The 25,009-nt window shown below is 43.7% G+C and carries 17 protein-coding genes and 2 other annotated features (1 of these 19 cut by a window edge); of the genes, 1 reads left to right on the forward strand and 16 read right to left on the reverse strand.

Annotation, left to right across the window (positions count from 1 at the left end):
• Positions 1-377: 377 nt before the first annotated feature.
• Complete coding sequence (tyrS, locus tag DSBG_RS16195) at positions 378-1,643, reverse strand: tyrosine--tRNA ligase (RefSeq protein WP_068965311.1); 1,266 nt, start codon at positions 1,641-1,643, stop codon at positions 378-380.
• Positions 1,644-2,144: 501 nt separating this feature from the next.
• Between tyrS and DSBG_RS16200 the strand changes: the two genes are divergently transcribed.
• Positions 2,145-4,814, forward strand: coding sequence for a transglycosylase domain-containing protein (locus tag DSBG_RS16200; protein WP_068965312.1), 2,670 nt, complete (start codon positions 2,145-2,147; stop codon positions 4,812-4,814).
• 162 nt (positions 4,815-4,976) lie between these two features.
• Here the strand turns inward: DSBG_RS16200 and DSBG_RS16205 are convergent, their stop codons facing one another.
• The 15 genes from DSBG_RS16205 to thrS all read right to left on the reverse strand — a co-directional run bounded on the left by DSBG_RS16205 (position 4,977) and on the right by thrS (position 24,953).
• A complete protein-coding gene (locus DSBG_RS16205; RefSeq protein ID WP_068965313.1) occupies positions 4,977-7,340 on the reverse strand; it encodes an endonuclease MutS2 in 2,364 nt (787 codons plus the stop codon).
• A gap of 67 nt (positions 7,341-7,407) precedes the next feature.
• Entirely contained in the window at positions 7,408-9,966 is a 2,559-nt protein-coding gene (locus DSBG_RS16210) for a U32 family peptidase (protein WP_068965314.1), read from the reverse strand.
• 949 nt (positions 9,967-10,915) lie between these two features.
• On the reverse strand, positions 10,916-11,815 hold the full coding sequence (locus DSBG_RS16220; protein WP_068965316.1) for a metalloenzyme: 900 nt from the start codon (positions 11,813-11,815) through the stop codon (positions 10,916-10,918).
• A gap of 99 nt (positions 11,816-11,914) precedes the next feature.
• Entirely contained in the window at positions 11,915-13,138 is a 1,224-nt protein-coding gene (locus DSBG_RS16225) for a benzoate/H(+) symporter BenE family transporter (protein WP_068965317.1), read from the reverse strand.
• A 257-nt stretch (positions 13,139-13,395) separates the two neighbouring features.
• Positions 13,396-13,953, reverse strand: a complete 558-nt coding sequence (locus DSBG_RS16230) for a helix-turn-helix domain-containing protein (RefSeq protein WP_083236928.1) — start codon at positions 13,951-13,953, stop codon at positions 13,396-13,398.
• A 338-nt stretch (positions 13,954-14,291) separates the two neighbouring features.
• Positions 14,292-14,627: an MbeD/MobD family mobilization/exclusion family protein gene (locus DSBG_RS16235; protein ID WP_176716300.1), complete on the reverse strand. Its 336-nt coding sequence runs from the start codon at positions 14,625-14,627 to the stop codon at positions 14,292-14,294.
• Between the two features lie 135 nt (positions 14,628-14,762).
• Positions 14,763-15,896, reverse strand: a complete 1,134-nt coding sequence (locus DSBG_RS16240; RefSeq protein ID WP_068965318.1) for a glycosyltransferase family 2 protein — start codon at positions 15,894-15,896, stop codon at positions 14,763-14,765.
• 553 nt (positions 15,897-16,449) lie between these two features.
• The gene (locus tag DSBG_RS16245) at positions 16,450-16,707 is read right to left on the reverse strand and encodes a cell division protein ZapA (protein WP_040413094.1); all 258 of its coding nucleotides are present in this window, start codon (positions 16,705-16,707) and stop codon (positions 16,450-16,452) included.
• Between the two features lie 46 nt (positions 16,708-16,753).
• Positions 16,754-19,159: a phenylalanine--tRNA ligase subunit beta gene (gene pheT / locus DSBG_RS16250; RefSeq protein WP_068965319.1), complete on the reverse strand. Its 2,406-nt coding sequence runs from the start codon at positions 19,157-19,159 to the stop codon at positions 16,754-16,756.
• A gap of 12 nt (positions 19,160-19,171) precedes the next feature.
• Positions 19,172-20,194 carry a phenylalanine--tRNA ligase subunit alpha gene (gene pheS, locus DSBG_RS16255; RefSeq protein ID WP_068965320.1) on the reverse strand — a complete coding sequence of 341 codons (1,023 nt, stop codon included), beginning with the start codon at positions 20,192-20,194 and terminating at the stop codon, positions 19,172-19,174.
• Positions 20,195-20,741: 547 nt separating this feature from the next.
• Complete coding sequence (locus tag DSBG_RS16260) at positions 20,742-21,536, reverse strand: TrmH family RNA methyltransferase (protein WP_068965321.1); 795 nt, start codon at positions 21,534-21,536, stop codon at positions 20,742-20,744.
• 55 nt (positions 21,537-21,591) lie between these two features.
• Positions 21,592-21,951, reverse strand: coding sequence for a 50S ribosomal protein L20 (gene rplT, locus DSBG_RS16265; RefSeq protein ID WP_009623167.1), 360 nt, complete (start codon positions 21,949-21,951; stop codon positions 21,592-21,594).
• 27 nt (positions 21,952-21,978) lie between these two features.
• Positions 21,979-22,176 (reverse strand): 50S ribosomal protein L35, encoded by a 198-nt coding sequence (gene rpmI / locus DSBG_RS16270; protein WP_068965322.1) that lies wholly within the window; start codon positions 22,174-22,176, stop codon positions 21,979-21,981.
• 22 nt (positions 22,177-22,198) lie between these two features.
• Positions 22,199-22,714, reverse strand: coding sequence for a translation initiation factor IF-3 (gene infC, locus DSBG_RS16275; protein ID WP_040413095.1), 516 nt, complete (start codon positions 22,712-22,714; stop codon positions 22,199-22,201).
• Between the two features lie 29 nt (positions 22,715-22,743).
• Positions 22,744-22,875: a sequence feature (ribosomal protein L20 leader region), on the reverse strand.
• Between the two features lie 143 nt (positions 22,876-23,018).
• The gene (gene thrS / locus DSBG_RS16280) at positions 23,019-24,953 is read right to left on the reverse strand and encodes a threonine--tRNA ligase (protein ID WP_068965323.1); all 1,935 of its coding nucleotides are present in this window, start codon (positions 24,951-24,953) and stop codon (positions 23,019-23,021) included.
• Positions 24,954-25,000: 47 nt separating this feature from the next.
• Positions 25,001-25,009: a binding site (T-box leader), on the reverse strand; it runs 213 nt beyond the window's last position.

Raw genomic sequence — 25,009 nt, forward strand, 5'->3', positions numbered from 1 at the left:
CTCTTGCGAGTCTCTCTCATTGGCTGTCCTTGTTGTTTAGTTTTCAAAGACCATGGTTTTTTCTAAGGCCACTTGGGCCAGACTTTAATTTTAGCATTTTCAACTCGCGTTGTCAATGACTAATTTTTCGCCGGTCTTAACTATTGACAGCATTTTTCGCACTTCAGTAGTGTATTTCGCGGCACTTCGATATATTAACATTTGGTTATCAACTTGTCAACTATTTTTTTACGCATATTTTAGTAATACAAGTCGAATTTTTTAACTCCTGTCAAATCGGAGCTGAGTTTCTTTCTTTTGCGATGATTATTGACCAGTGAGAGTACAGAACGACTGTCAATATATCAGTCGTTCTGTACCTTGATCCATCCTCTTTATTAGCTAAATTTTATAAGATAATAGTTTTTCTTTCCTCGACGAATAACAAGATACTTCCCATCTAAACGCTCCAGCTGAGGAACTGTTGTTTCTACGTCCGTATGCCGAACATCGTTAATATAGATTGCTCCGCTGACAATCGCCTCCCTTGCTTGACGTTTAGATGACACGACACCACCTAGGACCAACAAATCGATAAGCCCGATTTCAGGATTTTCGATAGTCGCCGAAGGGACATCACTAAACCCCTCTTCAATTTCTGCAGCAGACAGATTTCTAAGTCCTCCTCCAAAAAGTGCACCTGAGATTTTTTCAGCTCGCTTAAGAGCGTCTTGGCCGTGAACTAACTTTGTCACTTCTGTAGCCAGCACCCTTTGAGCTCTTCTCTTTTCGGGTTCCTTTTCTACACCTTCTGCCAGCTCATTGATCTCTTCCATTGGTATGAAGGTAAAGTATTTCAGGAATTTAATAACGTCCCGGTCATCCGTGTTCATCCAGAATTGATAAAATTTATACGGAGACGTCTTTTCTGCATCGAGCCAAACGGTTCCTGATTCTGTCTTTCCAAATTTCACCCCGTCACTTTTCGTAACGAGAGGCATTGTTAGGCCATGTATTTCCTTCACTTGATCAACCGACATCCGACGAATCAAATCGATACCCACAGTGATATTGCCCCACTGGTCACTACCACCCACCTGCATCTCACAATCATACAATTCATTTAACTTCAGGTAATCGTACGATTGCAAAATCATATAGCTGAATTCGGTATAAGATATACCTTTGCTCATCCGTGCTTCCACGGAGTCTTTCGCTAACATAGTTCCCAAGGGGAAGTTCTTACCGATATCGCGTAAAAACTCAATAACTTGAAGTGAACCAAGCCATTCGTAATTGTTTGCTACAATTGCCGGGTTCTCTTCAGTTTCAAAATCCAAGAATTGTTCAAGCTGTTGTTTAATCTTATAAGCCCATTGATCAACAACTTCTTTGGGATTCAGTACCCGTTCGGATGCTTTACCGCTGGGATCGCCGATTAACCCCGTTCCTCCGCCCACCAAGGCTATGGGTTTATGCCCGGCTAATTGAAATCGCTTCAAGACTAAGATAGGCAGCAAGCTTCCAATATGTAAGCTATCTGCAGTAGGGTCGAACCCGCAATACAAGGTCAGCGGACCCGCTTCTAATCTTTTACGCAAGGCCAACTCATCCGTATGTTGATATACAAGTCCTCGTTCCTGCAAATCCTTGAAAATATCCATGCTTATACTCCTCCTTTATGTTACTTTCGATCCTGAACCATATTTGTACCAACCAGATAGTGAAATTTCGAGTAGGTCCCCAAAAACAAGGAAATCCCTCAACACAAGGTTGAGGGACGAAAACACTTCCGCGGTACCACCCACATTGACGCCGATCTTCAGAAACGGACATCCAGCTTAACCAGCGATAACGGGCTGATCCGAGAGTTATTGGCTCTAGTCATGAGGTGTAACTCTTGGTTTCCGGGTCGATTTGCACCTCACACCGACTCTCTACTGCCTTCCGCCAAGTTTCTTCTCAATCATACTATTTACTTTATGTACATAGGCTACTTTATATTATTATAGCGTGTCCATGCCGAGCTCGCAACTAGTCTGGTTTTTGCCTTTAGCTCGCCCATAACTTATAGGATCTCCTTACAATTGTAGAAGTATGATATAATTCAAGGAATTAAAATTTTTGCAAGCCTTATTCTTTTTACTATAAAGGAGGTACAAATCATGCCATCGTCCCGGAGACCAACGAGCCCAAGGCGCAAAAAGCGCTCATCAAAACCTCGGATTGTTCTCTTGTCAATTGTGACTTTTATTGTTCTTGTTATGATCGGTCTAGTAATTTTCGTCGGAATTGCTGCAATAGGTACCCCAAAATGGGACCCTTCATTGCTTCATGACCAAAAACAAACATCCTTTCTTTATGACAAAGACAATGTTCAGTATGCGTCATTGCATGGAGTAGAGAACCGCCAAGCCGTCATTTCTTCTAATATCCCTGATCTCGTAAAAAAAACCTTTGTTGCAGTTGAGGACAAACGCTTTTATCAGCATTTCGGAGTAGATCCCATTCGGATCATCGGTTCTGCACTGAATGACATACGCTCCGGAAGCGCCAAAGAAGGGGCAAGTACCATAACCATCCAGCTCGCACGCAATGCCTTTATAGACAATCCAACAGCCAAAACCTTTACCCGTAAGATTCAGGAAGCAATTCTTGCCATCCAACTTGAGCATGAATACACAAAAGACGAAATTCTTACGTTTTATCTCAATAAAATTTTCCTTGGTGAATCGTCATTTGGGATCCAAGCTGCAGCCCGAACTTACTTTGGTGAAGATATTAAGAATTTAAAGCCTGATCAAGTCGCGCTCCTAGCAGGGTTACCACAAGCTCCCAGTCAGTATAATCCTTATATTCACCCTGATGCAGCCAAAAATCGACGCACCATCGTCCTGGGAGTAATGCGAGATGCTGGAATTATTACCACTCAGGAGTACAACACGTATAAAGATACCCCGTTCGACTATGTTAATACTATGAAGAAAACTCTTGGTGGTGCTCAAAAAACGACCTTATCCAATGCGAGTTACAAATATCCCTATTTTACTGATTACGTTATTGAAGAGCTGGAAAGCACCTATAATTTAACCCCAGATCAAATCTACAGCGGTGGTCTGCGAATTTACACGACTGTCAATCCAAAAGTTCAGGATGCTGCTGAGGCCGCGTTTGCCGATTCCGCTAATTTTCCCAAAGGAATTGATAGCACAAAGGTCCAAGGAGCCATCACTGTCGTTGAACCTTCAACCGGATCGATTCAAGCAATGGTCGGTGGGCGGGACTATACAACCCGTGGACTGAACCGAGCTTGGCAATCCCCAAGGCCCCCTGGGTCGACAATCAAACCCTTGGTAGTCTATGGACCAGCTATTGAGAAAGGTGGATATTTTCCCGGCACTGTTCTTGACGATATGCCTGTGAGCTATAACCAAGGAAACGGGAAAGCTTGGACACCCACCGATTTTGATACAATAGACAAAGGCTGGAAAGGCCTGATTACGATGCGCTATGCCCTCGAAGACTCTGTCAATGTCTATGCCGTTAAACTCTTGGACCTAATTGGGGTGGATTACGGCTGGAAGTTTGGTAAGGATAAACTCGGACTCCCTCTAGAAGACAGTGCCCGCAACTTGACTTTAGCTCTCGGTACTCCAAATATATCCACGCTGCAGATGGCTGCTGCTTACGGAGTTTATGCCAACAACGGCGTTAGCGTCACTAGCCATGCCATTGTAAAGGTTGAAGACGCCAAGGGGAATACTGTGACCCCTAAAATTACAAAAAACCGCGTCATGAAGGAGACCACGGCTTACATCATCAATGATATGCTGCGAAGCGTTGTAACTGACGGAACAGCATACAGTGCCCAAATCGGAAACTGGGCTATTGCCGGTAAAACCGGTACCACTTCCCTGGATCCTAATATATATGGCAATAGAACTGGTAATCCAGATGCCTGGTTTGCCGGATATACTCCAAATTATGCAGGGGTTGTGTGGATGGGCTATGATTCTGACCCAGACAGGCAACATTATTTGCGAAGTGTTTATGGTGGTAGTTACCCCGCTCAAATCTGGAAGAAGGTCATGACAGCCGCTCTTCAGGATCTCCCCGTGCAGTCGAAGTTTACTATTCCACCAGGGATTATCAGTGGCTCCTATGATACGAAATCAGGGTTGCTCCCCAGCAGTTTAACTCCAAGCACCTTTATCTCTACAGAGATTGCTGCTCAGGGTGATTTCCCCACTCGGGTCAGTGATGTGTGGATTCAAAAACAGGTAGATGCAGATCATCCGAACAAGTTGGCTAATCCAAATTCAGCGAATACTTTAACTAAGACATTCTTAAATTTGCCCAACCGAAATCCGTCCTGGATATGGCCACAACGTGAAGCTCCCTACAAGCCTCCTACCGAGACAGCTTCAGATCCTGTTACCACCCCCCCAGCATCCGATCCTGTTACTGGTTTAGATCCTACAATACCACCTCCAACAAGTGGGCTTCCAGAAATAGATCCCACGCTTCCCTCGCCCACACTTGGCCGAATCAACTATACTGCCAAAACTTATACAGCAGTTATTCCCATGACCGTTCCTAAAGAGAATATGGGGGATTCCACTATCTTTTACCTTCAGCGTACAGGCCAAACCACTATCGAAAGCTTCCCCATTGCGGCTTCGAACTCAGCGTCAACCTCAATTTCGATTTCACTTGGTGAAAATGGCAAACCTCCCATTCCTGGCGACTATATTTTCTGGGCCGCTTTCAAGAACCGAAACGGATCGGGGATCGGGCCGCTTTCTGGAAGTGTTAAATTAACCCTAACCGACTAAACGAACAAATTTCACATTTAAGGGGGTACCTATGGTCCCCTCTTATTTATAACTTTTGATATATCTAAAGAAAAAGTATACAACAAAAGTTATACTTTCCGATTAGTACTAAAAAGGAGGGCAATTGCCCTCCTTTTAATACGCCTTCATTTCTTAGTTTGTTTACTTCAACTCAACAACTGTAACCCCAGAGTCCCCTTCTCCATATTCCCCTAGCCTAAAACTTCGTACATGCGGATGACCTCGTAGAAAATCCTGTATACCCGCACGCATGGCTCCCGTTCCTTTGCCATGAATAACGTAAATCAAGCCAACTCCACTAAGAACGGCGTCATCAAGATATTTGTCTAAAACTTCCGTGCCCTCTTCGACCAACATCCCTCTTAGATCAATCTCGCTGCGAATCTCCTCCGCTTTTTGAAACCCGATATTCACGTCTCGTGAATATTTGGGTCGGATTTTCTTCTCCTCATTGGCTAACTTTAATTCCACCAGCGGAACCATGACTTTCATAATTCCAGCTTGAACTAGGACTTCACCATTGGCATTAGGGAGCTTAATGACCTGCCCTTTCTGCCTAAGTTTCGTCATCTGAACCGTCTGCCCTAGCTTGATCTGATCTGCCACTAGTCCGCTGCCAGGGCGTTGTACCTTTCGACCCTTGTCAAGCCTGGCTGAGATTCGATGAAATCCCTGGCGTGCCTTTTCAATATCTTGTTGTTGTTTATTTTCCTTCTTAAGAGCTGCTTTCAACTCTTCAATTATGTCATCCGCTTCCCGTCTAGCCTGTCGAACAAGCTCACTTGCCTCATCCTTGGCCAAACTTAAGAGTAGTTCATATTCCTCATCTAAGAGTATAGATTTTTCTTCCAAAGCTTTACTTTGCCGCTCGACCGCTTGTCGCCCAGTTTTAACTTTTTGTTTCTCCAATTCGATCTCTCGGTGAGTCTCTCCTAAGTTTTCAATGAGATCCGCCACCTGCATTTCTCGCTCCGTCACAAAGGTATTCGCTTTTTCAAGGACCTGTTCACTCAAACCCAACCGTCCAGCGATAGTAAAGGCATTACTCTTACCGGGAATTCCTATCAACAGCCGATAGGTTGGACGCAAGGTCTCTGTATCAAATTCCACTGATGCATTTTTGACGCGCGGAGTTTCATAGGCGAACGTCTTAAGTGCTCCATAGTGAGTTGTTGATACCGTTCGGCAGCCTCTTTCATGAAGTTCAGCCAAAATACCCATCGCGAGAGCTGCTCCCTCCGTCGGGTCAGTTCCTGCCCCTACCTCATCAAGTAAAACCAAAGAACGCTCGTCTGAACGGTCAATAATTTCTACAATGTTTTTCATATGACCCGAAAAGGTACTTAAGGATTGCTCCACACTTTGTTCGTCTCCAATATCTGCAAAGATCTGGGTAAAAACTCCCATTCGAGAATCATTTTCTGCTGGAATATGAAGACCTGCCTGAGTCATAGCCGCCATAAGGCCAACCACTTTTAGGGCCACCGTTTTTCCCCCAGTATTGGGTCCCGTGACCACTAACGTATCAAAATCAATCCCTAACTCCACCGAGAGAGGGACAACCTTTCCTAATATCAACGGATGCCGCGCCTGAACAAGCTTCATCTGTTGACCCTTTACCAATTCCGGCGCACCTGCGTTCATTGCCACACTTAACTGCGCTTTGGCAACCACCAGATCTAATTTAGCCAGAGCTTCATGAAGCCCTGCCACTGCATCCACGCGTTCCTCAATTTTTGATGAGAGCATTTGCAGAATTCGCATGACCTCACGTTGTTCCTTCAAAATCACTTCGCGCAGTTCATTCCCTAGATGTACTACTGGCATGGGTTCAATAAAAAGGGTTGCTCCGCTCGCCGATTGATCGTGTACAATACCAGGAAATGCTGTGCGATATTCCTGCTTTATAGGCAAAACATAACGATCCGAACGTTGAGTGATAATAGGATCTTGCAGCATTTTCTGATACGAAGAATTCCGTAAGGTTGCCTCCAAGCTTTCCCTAATACGATTCTGAAGACGATTAAGGGCACGCCTTAAGTCTACCAGTTCTGGGGAAGCGCTGTCCGCCACCTTTCCGTCCTCCGCAATGCAACGAGAGATTTCGTCTTCTAGATCTTTCTGTGGTTCGATGGGTAACACAATCTCCCATAACCCAGGGAACCCCTCATTGAGTTCCAGAAGAAGTAGTTTTATTTTCCGTCCTACTCTTAGCGTATCTCGAATCTCGAGTAATTCCTCGCCGTGAATTACCCCGCCACGCAGACAACGCTCAATATAGGGACGAATTTCTTTAGCGCCGCGGACGGAAAAGAGGGGGTTTCCTCGCAAGAGATTCTTTCCTTCTTCCGTCTCCTGTAGCGCCAAGCGTACCGATTCCCAATCAATAAACGGTATTAATCCAACGGCCAGTTCCTTGGCCCGAGGAAGGATACAATATTCAGCTAAACTTGACAAGACCTTTGGAAAGTCTAGCTTATTTAGAACTTTTTCTTCGATTCCCATAGTTCCTCCTTTGCGCTGGCCATGACTTGAATAAGGATGTATCGACAATCCTTTCAACTAGATTAACCTACAACACGCCGCGGAAGAAATGTCCTTTCGTAAATCCCTCAGGGAAAAGAGACGTTAGCTCCGACATCCCCTCTTCCGACGTCCATGAGAACTTCTTGTTTTCACACAATGTATCCCAAGCCTCAACAAACAAACGGACAATCTGCCGGACTTGCTCAGGAGTTTGCCGAGTCAATTGCAAGCGAACAGTTGAAATCCCCATGCGCCGAATTTGGGCCAGCTCTTCATACAAGTTGAGTATTTTAACATTGAAAAGGTGCATCCGGCACTCCTGATCCGTTTCCACTGGAAAATCATAGCGCAGGCGATCGCGCAAATAATGCGGTTCTTTCACACACGTTCCGGCGCAGCGTTCCCCTTTTTTCCCACCCAGCGTTGATCCGATCGGGCAGTATTCGCTCACCATCATTTCGAGGTCTCCAAACGCCAACAGCTCCACAGCTGGCCACTTCGCTAAATGGGCAAGTTGTTCGTGATGTACTTCAGGTGAAAGGGTCACCTTTTTAGCACCCCTGCGCCAAAAATAGGCAAGACTAGCTTCGTTAAACACATTTAAGGAGTAATCCACTTCAAACGGCCAATTCTCATCAACAGTCTTCAAAATTTCTAGTTCGCCGAGGTTGGAAATCATCAGCTTCGGTTTCCTGTCCCACTCCGCCGCTTTTTTCAGGTCCAACAGAAGGCTTGAACTCTGAGCCTGATTTAAGATGCGTGGTAACCGCCAAGCGCAATCGATTCCCTGTTTCCTGCAGATCTCGAAGCTATTCCGAATCTCCTCCAGCGAAAAGCCACGCCGGGAACGCCAATGTTCCCCACCGATGAGTACTCGCTTAGCCCCCGCCTTTAGGGCAGCTTGTAGCGTTTCTTTGTCACTTACAGCTACTGAAATTCGAGGGATGACCGTTTCCCTCAAACTTGCCCGGTCTTCAGCCAGACGCTGTTTCCATTTTTCTACTCTCTGTCTATACGTTTGTCGGGCAATCCTTTGACAAGGCACTTCTTTCAGTAACTCTTCGACGGCTGAACGGCGCATTTCATTCAGATCACTTACTGGCAGCATGGTACCTTCTTCAATCTCCAACTCCAACTCATTTAGCCAAAAGGGTGTTGTCCCTAATCGCCCTAACTGCTGGAAGGCATAGTCCCACGTCAGTGGCCTTTTTAAAGCCTTCTGAGCTAAGCCCGTCGAATAAACGGTTACTCTCCGCCCACTCTCAATGACTTCTAAACGCAATTTATCTCCAACGCGCCCCACTAAACGCATGTTCAATGGACCTTTACGTTGCTCCCGTCCCTCTTGGAAGCTTTCCCGAGCCTTTTCCATTAACAATGCATCATTGGTCTTAAAGACTCTATCTCCAGGCTGGGCCATGCCAAAGAATTCAATTTGAATAGTTTCCCCAGGTTTTCCTTCTTCGACCTCTGTCTGATCCCGCCAAATTGAACCCACTGTGACTCCTTCACGTCCACGACCTGTCCAAAATTCGATCCCATCACCAGAGTGCAAAGCCGCCTCCAGTTTAAGAGATAATCGTCCCGATTCTAAGCGAGCCACTCGCCCAAGACGTGTCCCTCGATTGTTCGGACGACTATAGCTCATAAGCTCGGCGCCGAGGTTCTCCCTGAAATACCCGCTTGTGAAATCCCGGTTAAAGACCTGCAACAATTCCTGATGTTCACTCGAAGTAAGCAAAGGGCCAACCGCATCGGCTTCCAGCTGATCTTCCATCCGCTTTAAGGCTTGCCGATAGATCCGAATCACGGTCGCCACGTACTCGGGTCGTTTCATTCTCCCCTCAATTTTAAGGGAATAAATTCCGATTCGTTTCAACTCTGCAAGTTCCTCGGCTAAGTTCAAATCCCGAGGGCTTAGCAAATGTTCTCCTGGGTTTTTTGTGGTTAAAAGGTTCTCTTTCTCTTTGTTGACGAGCTGATACGTCATCCGACAAGGTTGGGCACACGTACCTCGGTTTCCACTCCGCCCCCCGATAAAGCTCGACATCAGACATTGCCCAGAATAACCTATGCAAAGTGCGCCGTGTACAAAGACTTCAACATCTAGCGGCGTATTTTTCGCGATCACTTTCATTTCATCGGCTGAGGTCTCCCTGGCCAACACCACACGGCTAAAGCCAAGAGATTCCAAATGCTGAACTCCCCAGCTTGTATTCACCGTCATTTGTGTGCTTGCATGGGTTTCCATTTCTGGAAGAATTGTATGAATTAATTCCGCGACCCCAACATCTTGTAAAATCACGGCATCAACACCTATTTCGTGCAAGGAGTATAGATAGTCCACCAGTTCCTGAAACTCTTGATCCGCAATCAGAATATTAACCGTCACAAACACTTTAACCTGTCGTTCATGAGCATAACGAACAGCTTTTTGTAGGTCTTCTAAATCAAAATTTGCTGCGCTTGCCCGAGCACTAAAGCTTTTACCGCCCAGGTAGACCGCATCCGCGCCATTTTCCACCGCCGCCTTAAACGCCTCGAAACCTCCTGCTGGAGCTAGAAGTTCTAGCGGTCGAGATTGATTTTTCCTTCGTTCATCCATGTATTTACTTCCCCTGTTTCTCCATTTGCCCTTATTTAAGATCATCCTCTGTCAAAGCTTGACAACAACCCTTATTATAATTGTTTCACTTTAATTTGTACAATTGACGCTGGGCAAAATCCCACCTACCTTTCGACAAGTCAGATAGTTATGTAAAAACTGGGATGTGTGAAAACTCAGTCTCCAAAATTTCAAGTGGTTACAACAATCAATAAGCGTCCTCATTTCACTATAAAAGTGGAGTGAGGACGCTTGTGTTTTGATGATATAGAAGCAAAAGTGGGGATGTGAAAAATATAGTAACAAGTTTTAGCACAGCCCCGTTTTTATAGCCCTTCAGTATTCAACTTTTCCATTGCATATTCCTGACCATCCCAATGGACTATCATTGTGTACCGTATACGTTTATCTTGTAGATTGTCGTTTTGACAATCTACATAACTGTCAACTTGAAATCTATGTCCACCTAAATTTTTAATGTGGCTATCCGTTAAGTAAGCAAATTTTTTAACACCCTGGGTTGGTATTTGGTAGTTAATAATATTCTTAGACGATTCGAATACATTAATCATAATGCTCTCTGAATTATTGTATCCTACCTTGAACGCCACTGTCGAAGACAAGAAGACGACTAAAAGTAATAGATATAAGTGTTTCTTTTTCATTTGATCTCTGCCCCTTCCCTTTGGAATTTTCATCTAGTAAATTTAATTATTCTGCCCGATCCGCTGCTGATACCACCAGATACAATTCCAGAGTATTAATATGTTGGGGCTAAAGTCCCAGTTGATATATTTTTAGTATATATGGAGGCAGCACGAGTGAATATAAGGCCTTAGTCCCAATCTTAGAAAGACTAGCCCTAGTTCATTGGTCCTAGTTCTCCTGATCTATAAAAGGAAAACCCTCAGAGGCCTTGCTCATGGCTCTGAGGGTTAAAATCTAGTTGTTACGATCCTTCAGTTAATAACTTTATAATACCCGGGGTCACTTCTTCAAGGGTATTCCATTCCGGCCATTTCATGGGTTGAGTAGACCAACATAGCGCAGGCACTGGATTCATTGTGTGTCCTTTAACGGAAAAGTCTTCGATATTACCATGATCACTGGTCAGAATCCAGGCCACATCTTCTTCCTTAACAACTGAGAGAAAACCTCCGATAAAACCATCAATGCGTTCAACTAATCCTATCGCTTCATCCCAAAGTTGCTTGTGCCCTTTAACATCCGTTTGAAAAAATTCATATAACGTAAAATCATAGTGTAGAGCTAAGTTTCCCAAACGCCTACCAGCTTCAAATGAGGAAATAAGCGAAACCTGTTCTCCTTGCTGAACAAGTATTTCATTGGTCATATCTTGATACACCGCTAAACCTGCCAGTAAATCAGGAACACGTCTTAAGCGAACTCCTCCCGCTAAGGCCGACAGAGTTGAGGCCGTATGTGCTCTATTTCCAGCTGCAACCGCTTGATCATATCCTTTTGTAAATGTATTGGCAAACATGGTCGTCTTACCAAGTTCAGCTAATTGCCTAAAGATACTCTTCTCAGCAATAATCTCAGTGAGTGATTTATTAGGATACGCACGGAGATGATGTCCAATCGCCTTGGCCGCGTTTAGCCCCGTCCAAAGTGTTGTCTGTCCCGTTGCACTCTGAGGTGTACCCTCTACTCCTAGCAAAGGGTCTAACGGCCTAAGCACCGTATTCTTATGAGTAATGTAGCGTTTTCCCCAGAGGAGATGGCCACCTAACAATTCATCGATCGAAGGGGTTTCTGCAGCAACTATGGGGTTATCGTCTTTCCCGCCTAGTCCAAAACCATCCAAGAAAATCATCACAATGTGCATTTCTCTCTCCCCTTCCCTTTCCTATTGTAGCCAAATTCTCGAGAAAACGCCAGTTCATCCTTCGAAGCACGTTACTTCAATTTACCCGCCGGTACTTTCTCACAGATGTGTTACTTTCGGGGAAAATAGTTTGGTCAGGTCTCCCTCAAGTATGTAATTTGTGACGATACCGATGATTAAACCCCAAAATGGTGCTCCGACTCCAGCGATTGAAATACCGGATATAGTAACAAGAAAAGTAATCAACGCGGCATCCTTCTTCTCATCTTCCTTCATCGCTGAAGAAAGACTTGAACTAATTGATCCCAATAATGCTAAGCCAGTTATTACAACGATTAATTCGCTAGGAAAAACAGTAAAAATAGAAACGATCGTTGCCCCAAAAATGCCAAATAAAATGTAAAAGATGCCGCAGGAGATACCTGCAATATAGCGTTTATCCGGATCAATATGTGCCTCCTTCCCAGTACAGATCGCAGCTATGAGGGCTGACAAATTGATACCATGCGCGCCAAACGGAGCAAAAATGATTGAGGCAATCCCAGTCGTTACGATGAGCGGATTTGCCGGTATATCGTATCCATCAGCCTTTAACACTCCGATACCTGTAGCATTTTGAGAAGCCATAGTCACGATGCAAAGTGGAATACCCAAACCTATGATTGCATTAAGTGAAAACGAGGGCCTTGTAAAAATTGGCTGAACAAGAGCGACATTAATGCCACTAAAATTCAATATGTTGAGGCCATATGAAACTAATATACCGAAAAGTAAACTTGCAACTACTGAATAGCGTGGAAACCAGCGCTTGGCCACCAGGTAGCATAAGATCATGGGTAAAGCCAACATCGGTAAATTTTTTAAAGAAACAAAGACATCGACCCCAAACTCAAGTAAAATCCCCGCCAGCATAGCTGTAATAATTGAGTACGGGATTCGCTTCATAAAAGAAGAAAATAGACCCGTAAATCCAAATATTGTAATTATGACACCCGAAAAAATGAATGCCCCAATTGCGTCAGAATAAGCATATGCCTTCCAACCTGAAATCAACAAGACAACTCCTGGGGTTGACCATGCCGTTATCACCGGGGCCTTAAATCGAATACTTAGAATAATTGCTGTCAGTCCACTGGCAACGGAAATTGCCCATATCCAAGAGGATAGATTGGCATTGCTTAAGTTTGCTACTTTGGCAGCTTGAAAAATTAGCAGCACAGGTCCTGCATACCCAACAGCAACAGCAATTAAGCCGGCGACAACTGCTGAGATTGAAAAATCACTTTTAATTCTCTTTAACAAGGGGAATATAGAGCTCTCCACGTTACCACTCCTTCATTTAATTGTCCAAATATGCGTTATAGCATACATCTTCTTGTTGATTGTATCACGCGTGCGTTATAACGTCCAATAATTATTAAGCAAATTTTTATTACCTTTGTTGCTAAATACCAATATTAGTGTTCTCCAAGATAGCCCTCAACCTTAGTCGCATAGAAAAAACACGACTAGGCACATTGCTTGTCGTGTTTTGAGAACATATGTTAACGGCTTTATCTTAGTGAAAATAGCAAATTATATTAGGAAAAATAGTAAATTATATGATGAAAGCTGATTTGCTGATCCGTAAGATTGCGATAAATGTGTTCTTTATTTGCCAAATAGCGAATGGCATCCCCTTTATTCAACACATAAACATCTTCACCAATGGTTACTTCTAGCACACCTTCAATAAGGCTGATATATTCTTCAACCCCCTCGTCATGAGGGTCTGATCTATGACTACAGCTTGGTTCAAGTTCAATAATAAACACTTCAAAGCCTCTATTGCTGTCAAAAATAAATTGTGGAAATATTCTCATCTGCCCATGTTCTTCAATTATAGGAGTTGTTTCTGAGTATTGGATTAAGAGAGTCTCTTTATCTTCCTCCCTATTCGCTAACAGTGAGGAAAAAGAGACTTTTAGCCCTGTTGCGATTTTCCAAAGGACGTTTATTGTGGGAGTAGACTCCCCTCTTTCAATCTGCCCTAACATAGCTTTACTTACGCCTGTTAGTTCAGCAACTTTATCTAAGCTTAGTCCTCTTCTTTTTCTTACATTGTTTAAATTTTTACCGATATTGAATTTCATTAGCATGTTATTCTCCCAAAACCGAATATTATCGTAATAATTTTGCATATTATTCTATACTTCCAGGCACCTTGTTTAGATTATAGTTTTTTAATACAGAATTCAATGTCAGACACAATCAATAGCTATACTCTTACTATTTGATTTTTACTTTATGATGTATTCAATCCTAACCCTCAACAACATCTCATTCTATTTGCATCTGTAGTTCCATGCCTGCGGAGATAAAAAAACAGCCCCTCCCCTCTTTTTAAGGTTGGAACTTATATTTTTGGAGGGGGAATCATGTTTATTTAATTGATTTAAGCTTTACAATATCGCTCCAATTATTAGCAGTGACTAATTCAACAGCCTTTTTGCATGGATTTAACTTCACTACTTATTTCCGCTAAGTCAACAGCCATTCGATCATGCTCAGCCTTATTAACTTGGGCCAAGTGTTCTAATGCCTTCAATATTTGTGTATTCTCATTTACTTGATTGTCTAACAAATCAAGTTTACCTGACAATGAACTAACTTCACTTGATAGTGTATCAACTCTACCTGATAACGAACCAACTTCACTTGATAATGTATCAACTCTACCTGACAATGAATCAACTTTACCTGATAATGAACCAATCTTCTGGTTGAAATCTTGTCTTAAACCTTCTATAGCCAGAAGAATTTTCTCTTCCATTCCTATCACTCTCTTTCAATAATTCATAGGTATGTATATTATACCATAACCTGCCGTTGATATAGCAATCGCTCCCTTTCTAAACGATATTCAGGGAAGAAATTGGTCTTTATTAAATGAAAAAGTCACTTTCGCTTATAAAGTATGTTTTCTCAATTCTTTTAAAGAATAAACTGTTCCTCTCCATTCGATACCCCCTCTTCTTAGAATCTTGACCATCGATTTTAATACCGCCCACAAGTATAGTAACGCTGAGATAGGGTGAAGGAAAAAATGCCTTAGAGAGAGACACATATAGTTCTTTGCGTAATTATAAATAGCAAATACTGTAATCACGGAAACACCACACAGTATTCTTGCCCACTCAGGTCCAAAGAACAACCCAACAAACGGATACACATGCAGAAATAAAAGGAAACAACCCATTGCCAACGTGGCTAAAACACTGTAATTCGTTCCTGCGAATTGATTTTTCTCGATACCTTTTACCATGGCAAAGAGATTATCATATAATTTTACAGAGATTATACCTTTGCTGAGCCCATAACTCTGTTTGTACCCCTTCTTGGCAACTAATTTGCCTAAAGCAAAGTCATCGACAGGCTGCATAGCGATTGCTTCGTGTCCGCCAATTGCTTGGTAGGTAGATCTTTTTATTAAGTTGAAAGCACCGAGTCCGGCACTCTTACTAATCATGAATAAAACGGCAACTACTAAAGCAAAGAAGGAAATGAAACCACCGTAGAAAAACCCCTTGTACACTATATCAGGACCGATTGTTAGGTGATCAAGACCGTTTCTCATAGAATAACCAACCGTTTTCTTTAAACTATTAGGTGAGTATTTAATATCAGCATCAGTAAAAAGTAACCACTCGCCCTTAGACTTTTTTACCCCTTGATAAAGAGCATGATTTTTACCTAACCATTTCGGGGGCAGATCGGTAACCGTAATAACTTGCAGTTGTGGGTATTCAATGTCTAGCTCTGCAAGAATTGCCTCTGTTCGGTCTGTGGAACGATCATTTATAACTATGATTTCGAAATCAGGGTAATCTTGATTGATTAAATGACAAATAGTCTGTTCAATAGACTCTTCTTCATTACAAGCTGGAATTATTACAGACAATGGTGGATAAATAATCTCATTGTCAGAGCAACTAGTACCACGAAAAACTGGTATCTTCTTCAAATAATTAAACAGCAGTAATCCCATGTATATCCAGATAGTAACATTGATAAGGGCTAAGATTAAAAAAATGATATTCATTACCGCTCTCCCCTCATACCCTGTTCAAACAAGCAGGCTAACCTTGTTGGGGGCTCAAGTCACATTACACCGTCACTCCCTCCTCTCCAAAACTATATATTGAGTTTTCACTCCAAATAATATTATTCTGTTTACCCAACCTCAAATCCTTCCATTTTTGAAAGGCATTGCATATTATCCATCTCAAAAAAAAATAAAAGTATCTTGCTAAATCATTTAGTTTATCAATAAGGTCGTTTTAATCTTTTCAACAAATGCAAAAGCGGCACTAGCAAAGTGCCGCCATAAAGGTTGAGTTGAGTTGTGTAGACTCGTCCAGCTAACGCTTGAACATTAGGGATAATAGGTGGGGTGAACATACCCGGTGTGATGAAAATCATTCGTGACGGTACAGAGATAACAGCGGACGGTGATAATGGACAGGTGATTATCTAAGAGGCCATGGGAATGAGCTTATCGCAAATGAAATAAGACTTTGATCACCATGATTTTTAAAATTTCTCGTTTCGATGGTAATGATAGAAGCAACCTGAAAATGTGCTCAGAATTGCCCTCACTCTGTCTTTTCTCCGAGTAACTGCATTAATGTTTCTTGTTCTTCTCGCAACTTAGCCAGCTCATCAGCTAAATTCAGGGCGGTCAAAACAGCAATTTGGTGAACACCCAAGCGAGGTAACCGTTGAGCGATCAAGCGCATCTTCTTATCGACTTCATGCGCCAAACCTTGGATATAAGTTGCGGTCCCTTCACCGCGAACCACATGCTTTTCCCCAAAAATCTCAACGGTGGTTTTGACTGATTCATGTGTCACACTTTTCCCTCGCTCTCTTTGTACGCCCTGTATTAATCTTTCCCTACTATTTTCGCCATTCTGCCCCAAACTCCTGCTGAATTCCCTCTAAAATACGTGAATTCAGCAGATTTACTTCTTCATCAGTCAACGTACGTTCTAAGGACTGGTAACGTAACGCAAAGGCTAGGCTTTTGTGATCATCCGGTATAGGTTTTCCTCTATAGACGTCAAAAATTTTGACTTGTTGTAACAATTCCCCGCCGAGTTTCCGCATCTTAGACATGACTGCTTCAGCTGCGGTCTCACTGGCTACGACTATGGCTATATCCCTTTGAATAGCAGGAAAACGTGGGATAGAATGAGCACGAACCGTTTGCCGCATCCGCGCGAACAGTGGGTTAAACTCTAATTCAAATAACACCACTCGCTCTAGCTCCCACTCCTTCTCCAATGAGGGATGCATTTCCCCAAGGAATCCAACGCACTGGTTCTGGAGATAAATGTCAGCCGAACGCCCAGGGTGGAGCAAGCCTTGATTCTCAGCTAGACGATATTCTAGTTTAAGGCCAAATTCCAGAGCCGCCTCTTCTAAAATTCCTTTAAGATAATAGAAATCATAATTGACAGGTTGGTTTAGCCAATGCCTTCCGCTCTTGCCTACAGCAACCCCAGCCACTCGTAATTCTTCCCGGGGGAGTTTCTGTAAAGGTTGCTCCTCTCCCCAATACGTATTCCCGATCTCAAAAATACTCACATCGGTGTTGCGACGCGCAACATTCCTGGCGGCTACATCAAGAAGTCCTGGTACAAGTGAGGTTCTCATAACGCCCAGTTCTTCCCGTAAAGGGTTGAGCAAAGGAATTGAATGCTTTGCACTACCCCACTGGGCATCTGCTTCCGCGCGAGTGAACGTATAGGTAATTACCTCATCCATCCCGGCTTGGGCCAGTGCCTTACGAAGCCTGCGGCGAAACTCCTGTTCCGGAGTTCTCCTGCCCTGCGTCAGATCTCCTTGCGGTAGAGTTGTCGGTATTCGGTCATAGCCGATCAGGCGAGCAACTTCCTCCATAAGATCTTCTTCGATTTCAATGTCTGCGCGGTAGGTCGGAATGCTAACGTTGAATAGTCCTTCTTGTTCCGTATATTCAAAGTTTAAGTCATCCAAGACTTGGCGAATCTCGGCTGTCTCAAGCTCTGCGCCTAGGACGGTTGATGTATGTGAGGCAGATAGACTGACCTGACGCTGCGGCGGAAGGTTCTTCACTACATCCACGAGCGCAACTGGTCGACCCGCTCCTAAATCCAGCAGCAAATCACAAACCCTTCCCAGGGTGGCCACGATTCCGTAGGCATCAATACCCTTTTCAAAACGATTGGAAGCCTCTGATCTAAGCCCCAAGCGACGGCTTGTCCGACGGACACTGACCCCGGAAAAATGCGCGGATTCGATCATTAACCGCTTCGTATCCTTCGTCACTTCACTGTCTAACCCACCCATTACACCAGCTACCGCCAAAGGCTGACCGTCATCTGCAATAAGCAATGTATCTGCTTGTAGTGTCCGCTCCACTCCATCTAAAGTGACAATTTTTTCTCCCGGATACGCAGCTCGGACGTGAACATCCCCATTGATCTTGTCCCGATCAAAGGCATGCAACGGTTGGCCCATTTCCAACATACAATAGTTTGTAATATCTACAATATTACTAATAGGGCGAACCCCTGCGGCTTTAAGCCGTCGCTGCATCCACTCCGGAGAAGGAGCAATATGAACATCTTCAACCACTAGCCCTGCATAACGCCAACATAATTCTGGCTCTTCGATTATAATCTGAAGATCCGCAGCCGTGGGAAGAGTAAGGACTTGATTTTGTTCCGTCCATTTCGGCAGATGGGGGGTTTTTCTGGTAAGAGACGCGACTTCACGAGCAACATTGACCATTGCTAAACAATCTGGTCGGTTGGGATAGAGTTCCAAGTCCAAGACACTGTCTTCACGCCCTAAATATTTGCCAAAATTCTCTCCAACTGGAGCATCGGGAAATAAAATCAGAATCCCATCTGCACTGCGCTCCAGGCCTACCGTTGCATCAAGCAGGAGCTCTTCACGTGAGCACAACATGCCTTGGGAGACAACCCCTCTTAGTTTGGACTTCCGAATCGAGAGCTCATTGGGTAGGGTTGAGCCTACTAAGGCTACAGGAATCCTATCTCCGACCAGCAAATTCTGAGCTCCTGTGACAATCGCCACTACTTCTTGACCCACATTCACGGTACAAACCCAAAGTCGATCAGCATCTGGATGCTTTGTTAAACTGACTATTTCACCGATCACAACTTTTTCGAATCCTTTATTCAGGTGCTCGACATCCTCAACTTCAATCCCACCACGGGTTAATGTTTCCGCTAACTCTTCTGCGCTCTGATCTAGATCAACGAGTTCACGCAACCATTCCAAACTGACTTTCATGACCTTTCCCCCTTAAAACTGCTGCAAAAAGCGCAAGTCGTTATCAAATAAGAGTCTCATATCTTCAATCCCGAATTTCAACATGGCAATGCGTTCTACTCCCATACCAAAGGCAAAGCCCGTGACTTCCTTCGGATTATAACCGCCCATTTCTAAGACTTTAGGATGAACCATTCCCGAGCCTAATATTTCTATCCATCCGGTCCCTTTGCAGAGGCGGCATCCCGCTCCCCCACAAAGCATACAGGAAACATCCACTTCTGCGCTTGGCTCAGTAAACGGGAAAAAGCTTGGTCTTAAACGAATTTCTCTGGATTCACCAAACATTTGGCGAGAAAAATTCAAGAGAATACCCTTAAGGTCTGACATTCGGATCCCATGGTCCACAACAAGGCCTTCGACCTGGTGAAACATTGGAGAATGAGTCGCATCGTCATCATTGCGATAAACTTTCCCTGGTGCAATGACTTTTACTGGAAGGTGAGGATGAAGTTTTTCCATCGTTCGAATCTGAACGGGAGAAGTCTGAGTTCGAAGCAGGATTTCCTCTGTGATGTAGAAGGAATCCTGCATTTCCCGTGCCGGATGTTCCTTGGGCAGATTAAGGGCTTCAAAATTATAATAATCGGATTCAATTTCTGGCCCTTCGGCAATCTGGAATCCCATACCCAAAAAGATATCTTCAATCTCCTCGACAACCTGGGTAAGCGGGTGATGATGTCCACGCGGGACACGTGTTCCTGGTAACGTAATGTCAATCCGTTCGGTGGCCAATCTCTTCTGCAATGCCAGCGTTTCTAACTCCACACTACGTTCTTCCCACGCTTGTTCCAGGCGGCTACGCATCTCATTGACAACTTGACCCATTATCGGCCGCTCCTCAACACTTAGACCACCCATTTGACGCAGTAATGCGGTTAGCGATCCTTTTTTTCCGAGAACTTTTACTTTAAGTTCTTGGAGTGCTTCCTGCTTGTCTAGTTCCTTCAGTTGTCGTAAGGTCTCTTCTCCAATACGAAGTATTTCACTCTTCAAGTAAACCACCCTTTCCAAATATATCATAAAGAAAACTTGGCTGGCGCCAAGCCTTAGCGAAGGCGGCTGCCTAGTTGCTCTTATGCTTAGACGAAGACACTGTCTTCGCACAGATTAGCCCTATTTGCAGTATATAACGAAGTTTATACTTTCTGATAGTATAAAAAAAAGACACCCGTCCCCAGAAAAGGGACGAGAGTCTACTCTCGCGGTACCACCCTAGTTTGGCCAATTCAGCCACACTTAAGCTCCTATTAACGGCGGAGACCGGGCCTACCTACAAATCAGCAGGCCACTCCCAGGTGAAATTTAACCTCTTCAAACTTAGACACACTCTAGTAGATAACAACAGTCAATATGCCAGTCTATTTTGACTGTTATTTTCTTTCATATGTTTTAAGAGGTGGGTACCTTCTTGGCTGGCTCACAATCTTTGACCATACCTTCCTGAAAAGAAGATACTCCTTTTAACCTGATCATCGCATTATATTGGTTATTTAAACTATTGCCATATTTACACGAAATTATAGCATATCTCTTCTGCGTTTTACAAGAAACTCCTTTGACGAACAACTTCATAGAGCAATATGCCCGTAGCTATCGCCACATTTAGGGACTCTACACCTTGAGCCATAGGAATAGTAACACGTTGGACATTCGCACTCCGAAACAATGGAGATGGACCCTTACCTTCATTACCAACAACGAGAGCAAGTGGAGCATCCGGCAATACAGTATTGTAAAGCGAGCTACCCTGAATATCTCCCATAAAAACGCTGAACCCTCGTTCTCTGCAAAAATCTAAAATGTCTTCCGGTCGCTTACCCGGCAAGAGGACTAAGGAAAAGAGAGCCCCCATTGTACTTCTCAACACTTTGGGATTGTATAAATCAACAGTCCCGGGTGTCAAACAAACATTGCGGACGCCCGACGCCAACGCTGTGCGTAGAATAGTACCTAGATTACCGGGATCCTGAATACCATCCAAAATAAGCAAGACCGAACGCTTATCTATATGTATTTCTGACCATGAATTGTTCGCTTGGCGTACAACAGCTAAAATCCCTTGTGGCTCTTCTGTTGAACTCATTTTACGAAGAACACGTTCATCGACATCCTCAAAAGGAATTTTTCGTTCACGTAGCATTTCCTGAAGGGAGTCCCATTCTAGCGACTCACGTTTCTGGCAAACATAAACCTTTTTAATCGGGGCATTTCTACGCACCGCATCCTCAACGAATCGCCATCCTTCAATCACAAACAGTTGAGCCTCCTCACGGGCTTTACGCCGCTGTAAAGAGACCACATATTTTACTTGCTCATTCTGTAAGGACTCAAGCATCTAGGCCACCTCCGCGAAAGAGTAAAAAGAGGATGCAGTTTTGCACCCTCCCTAATTACCCGTTAACTTGTACTTTTGCAACATTAACAATTTCTGTAAACGCTGCTGCGTCGCTGATTGCAAGTTCTGCCAACATCTTGCGATTAACAGAAACCCCAGCTTTCTTCAAACCATTCATCATACGGCTGTATGATAAACCGTTCATGCGCGCGGCTGCGTTGATTCTGGCAATCCAGAGTTTACGGAAGTTAGCTTTATTATCTTTTCTATGAGCATAAGAATAAGCTAAGGATTTTAATACTTGTTCATTCGCTGGGCGGTAGAGTTTGCTTTTCGCCCCACGGTATCCTTTTGCTAATTTTAATATCTTTTTATGTCGTGCATGCTTAGTTACACCTTTTTTTACACGGGCCATCCCGAAGACCTCCTTTTAAGTCAAATATTATAGATAAGCAATTAAATTGGCAATCCGTTTGGCATCGCTTTTGTGCATTATAGTCGATTGGCGCAAATTCCGTTTTCTTTTCGGTGACTTTTTCTCCAATATGTGACTAGTGTATCCATGCATCCGAACGATTTTACCGGTTCCTGTTTTCTTAAAGCGCTTAGCCGCTCCACGGTGGGTTTTCATTTTAGGCATTTGAGTATCCCCCTCTCGGTAATTAGTCGTGTTTAATTGTGGCCAAAATCATTATCATGTTTCGGCCCTCAAGTTTTGGTTCACGCTCGACGACACACTCAGCTTTACAAAACTCAGCGAGTCTCAAGCATAATGTTTTCCCAAGCTCAGGATGAGTAACTTCCCGCCCGCGGAACATTATTGTCACCTTTACTTTGTCTCCATCCGCTAAAAAGCGTTGGGCATTGCGAGCTTTGGTTTCGAAGTCATGATCTTCAATGTTCGGACGCAATTTAACTTCTTTAATTTCCATGTTTTTTTGCTTTTTGCGAGCCTCTTTATCTCGCTTGGCTTGCTCATACTTGTACTTACCATAGTCCATAAGTTTGCAGACCGGCGGCTTAGCCGTCGGTGCGATCTCTACGAGATCTAAAGACTTCTCGACTGCTAGGCTCAAGGCATCTCGTGCCGTCATGATCCCGAGTTGTTCCCCTTCCTCGCCGACAAGACGGACATCCCGAACCCGGATTTCATCATTTAGTCTTAAGTCCTTGCTAATAAGAAACCACCCCCATTTAAAATATCAGCGCATAAGAAAAAAGACGGATGAATACCACCCGTCTTCTAAAACAATCGTGAGCACATACTAAGCTCAGGACCAGAAGATACCTTAACAACGTGAGTCGTAAGGTGAGAAGCGGATGGCTTCTGCTTAACATTAGATATTCTATATCAAACACAAGTCTTTGTCAAGAATTTATCCTTACACAATCATAGCAAAAATATAAATCTACTTTATGCCATATTTTGTGTAGTAATTATTCAAAAACATGCTTAAGCATTGAAGATGTTGTAGTTCCAGCTTAGGCATCTTTGAGGTCAACCTTCAGGATCTTTTTACTCTTTATCTCTTCTTGAATAAGTGAAATAAAGGCATCAACCGTCATTTTCTCCCCAGCATTCCCTTGCCCGTACCGTCGAACCGCTACCGAGTCAGACTCTGCTTCCTGATCCCCTACGACTAACGTAAACGGAATTTTTTCAGTTTGAGCCTCTCTGATCTTATAACCAATTTTTTCTTTGCGCTCATCCACCTCTCCCCTAATGTCGAGTTCATTTAGACGTGAGACTAGGGTTTTAGCATAGTCATGATGTCGCTCACTAACCGGCAAGATACGAACTTGAATTGGTGCTAACCAAACAGGAAATGCTCCTGCATAGTGTTCTGTCAATAGGGCAATGAAGCGTTCGATACTTCCATAGACAACCCGATGAACCATTACCGGACGATGTTTTTGACCATCCTCACCAATATATGACAAGTCAAATTTCTCGGGCATTTGAAAGTCAAGTTGAATCGTTCCACACTGCCAAGTTCGATCGAGGCAATCCTTCACATGGAAATCAATCTTCGGCCCATAGAAGGCTCCATCACCCGGGTTAACCTTGTAATCTATCCCTTTCTCTTCTAAGGCTGCTTGAAGCGCATTGGTGGCCGTTTCCCAGTCCTCATCTGATCCCATGGAATCTTCAGGACGGGTCGACAATTCCACATTATACTCAAAGCCAAATACTTTATAGAAAGAGTCTACCAATTCGATAACGCCTATAATTTCTTCATTTATTTGAGAAGGGAGCATGAAAATGTGCGCATCATCCTGAGTAAAGTTGCGAACTCGTAGTAAGCCGTGGAGTGCACCTGAAAGCTCATGGCGGTGTACAAGTCCCAGTTCCCCTACACGAAGTGGCAGATCGCGATAACTGCGTAGTTTTGTTTTATACATGATCATACCGCCTGGACAGTTCATAGGTTTTACGCAAAAATCCTGGTCATCAATCTCTGTAAAATACATGTTTTCTTTATAATGGTCCCAGTGTCCAGATTGTTCCCACATCGAACGATTCAAAATAATTGGGGTCTTAATCTCTTGATAGCCGCGTCTCCGGTGTTCCTGGCGCCAGAAATCTTCAAGCGCATTACGTAGGATCATGCCTTTAGGATGGAAAAAGGGAAAACCAGGGCCCTCCTCGTGTAAGCTAAAAAGATCAAGCTCTAGACCCAGCTTACGATGGTCACGTCGTTTTGCCTCTTCCAACTTAAACAAGTAATCTTCTAAATCTGAAGATTTAGCAAAGGCTGTGCCGTAGATACGCTGGAGCATTTTATTTTTCTCGTTCCCCCGCCAATAAGCTCCCGCCAAACTCATAAGCTTAAAGGCCTTAACATTGGCCGTTGAAGGTAGATGTGGTCCGGCACAAAGGTCTGTAAAGTTTCCTTGAGTGTACATCGAGATCGTGGCATCTTCCGGAAGACCCTCAATGAGTTCAACCTTATAGTGTTCACCTGTGTCCTTAAAGTAGGCAAGTGCCTCAGTTCGAGAGACTTCTTTCCGTTCGAAAGCATACTTTTCTTTGACAAGTCGATTCATTTCTTTCTCGATACTCACTAGGTCATCTGGGGTAAAGACATGTTCTGATTCAAAGTCATAATAATAACCCTTAGCGATCGATGGTCCAATCCCTAATTTTGTCCCCGGAAATAGATTTCTCACTGCTTGAGCCATCAAGTGAGAGGTAGAGTGTCTTAAAATATCTAATCCTTCTTCACTATCTATCGTTACGATCTCTACTACCGCTTTTTCCGTTAGCTGATAAGAAAGATCTTTCAGCTTATCATTGACTTTTCCAGCTACAGCTACCTTCGCCAATCCTCGAGAGATATCAGCTGCCAGTCCCGCTATTGTCGTTCCTTGTTCAACCTCACGAATTGAGCCGTCTTTTAAGGTAACCTGAATCATTGAAATCACTCCTTACCAATTTTTTAAATAAAAAAACTCTCGTCCCGACTAGGGAC

The organism is Desulfosporosinus cupriresistens, assembly GCF_001707885.1.
Classification (GTDB): domain Bacteria; phylum Bacillota; class Desulfitobacteriia; order Desulfitobacteriales; family Desulfitobacteriaceae; genus Desulfosporosinus.

Excerpts from the sequence above, each read along its gene's own strand:
- tyrS (WP_068965311.1), bottom strand. The coding sequence starts at position 1,643 with ATGGATATTTTCAAGGATTTGCAGGAACGAGGACTTGTATATCAACAT.
- DSBG_RS16200 (WP_068965312.1), top strand. The coding sequence starts at position 2,145 with ATGCCATCGTCCCGGAGACCAACGAGCCCAAGGCGCAAAAAGCGCTCA.
- DSBG_RS16205 (WP_068965313.1), bottom strand. The coding sequence starts at position 7,340 with ATGGGAATCGAAGAAAAAGTTCTAAATAAGCTAGACTTTCCAAAGGTC.
- DSBG_RS16210 (WP_068965314.1), bottom strand. The coding sequence starts at position 9,966 with ATGGATGAACGAAGGAAAAATCAATCTCGACCGCTAGAACTTCTAGCT.
- DSBG_RS16220 (WP_068965316.1), bottom strand. The coding sequence starts at position 11,815 with ATGCACATTGTGATGATTTTCTTGGATGGTTTTGGACTAGGCGGGAAA.
- DSBG_RS16230 (WP_083236928.1), bottom strand. The coding sequence starts at position 13,953 with ATGCTAATGAAATTCAATATCGGTAAAAATTTAAACAATGTAAGAAAA.
- DSBG_RS16235 (WP_176716300.1), bottom strand. The coding sequence starts at position 14,627 with ATGGAAGAGAAAATTCTTCTGGCTATAGAAGGTTTAAGACAAGATTTC.
- DSBG_RS16240 (WP_068965318.1), bottom strand. The coding sequence starts at position 15,896 with ATGAATATCATTTTTTTAATCTTAGCCCTTATCAATGTTACTATCTGG.
- pheT (WP_068965319.1), bottom strand. The coding sequence starts at position 19,159 with ATGAAAGTCAGTTTGGAATGGTTGCGTGAACTCGTTGATCTAGATCAG.
- DSBG_RS16260 (WP_068965321.1), bottom strand. The coding sequence starts at position 21,536 with ATGCTTGAGTCCTTACAGAATGAGCAAGTAAAATATGTGGTCTCTTTA.
- rplT (WP_009623167.1), bottom strand. The coding sequence starts at position 21,951 with ATGGCCCGTGTAAAAAAAGGTGTAACTAAGCATGCACGACATAAAAAG.
- rpmI (WP_068965322.1), bottom strand. The coding sequence starts at position 22,176 with ATGCCTAAAATGAAAACCCACCGTGGAGCGGCTAAGCGCTTTAAGAAA.
- thrS (WP_068965323.1), bottom strand. The coding sequence starts at position 24,953 with ATGATTCAGGTTACCTTAAAAGACGGCTCAATTCGTGAGGTTGAACAA.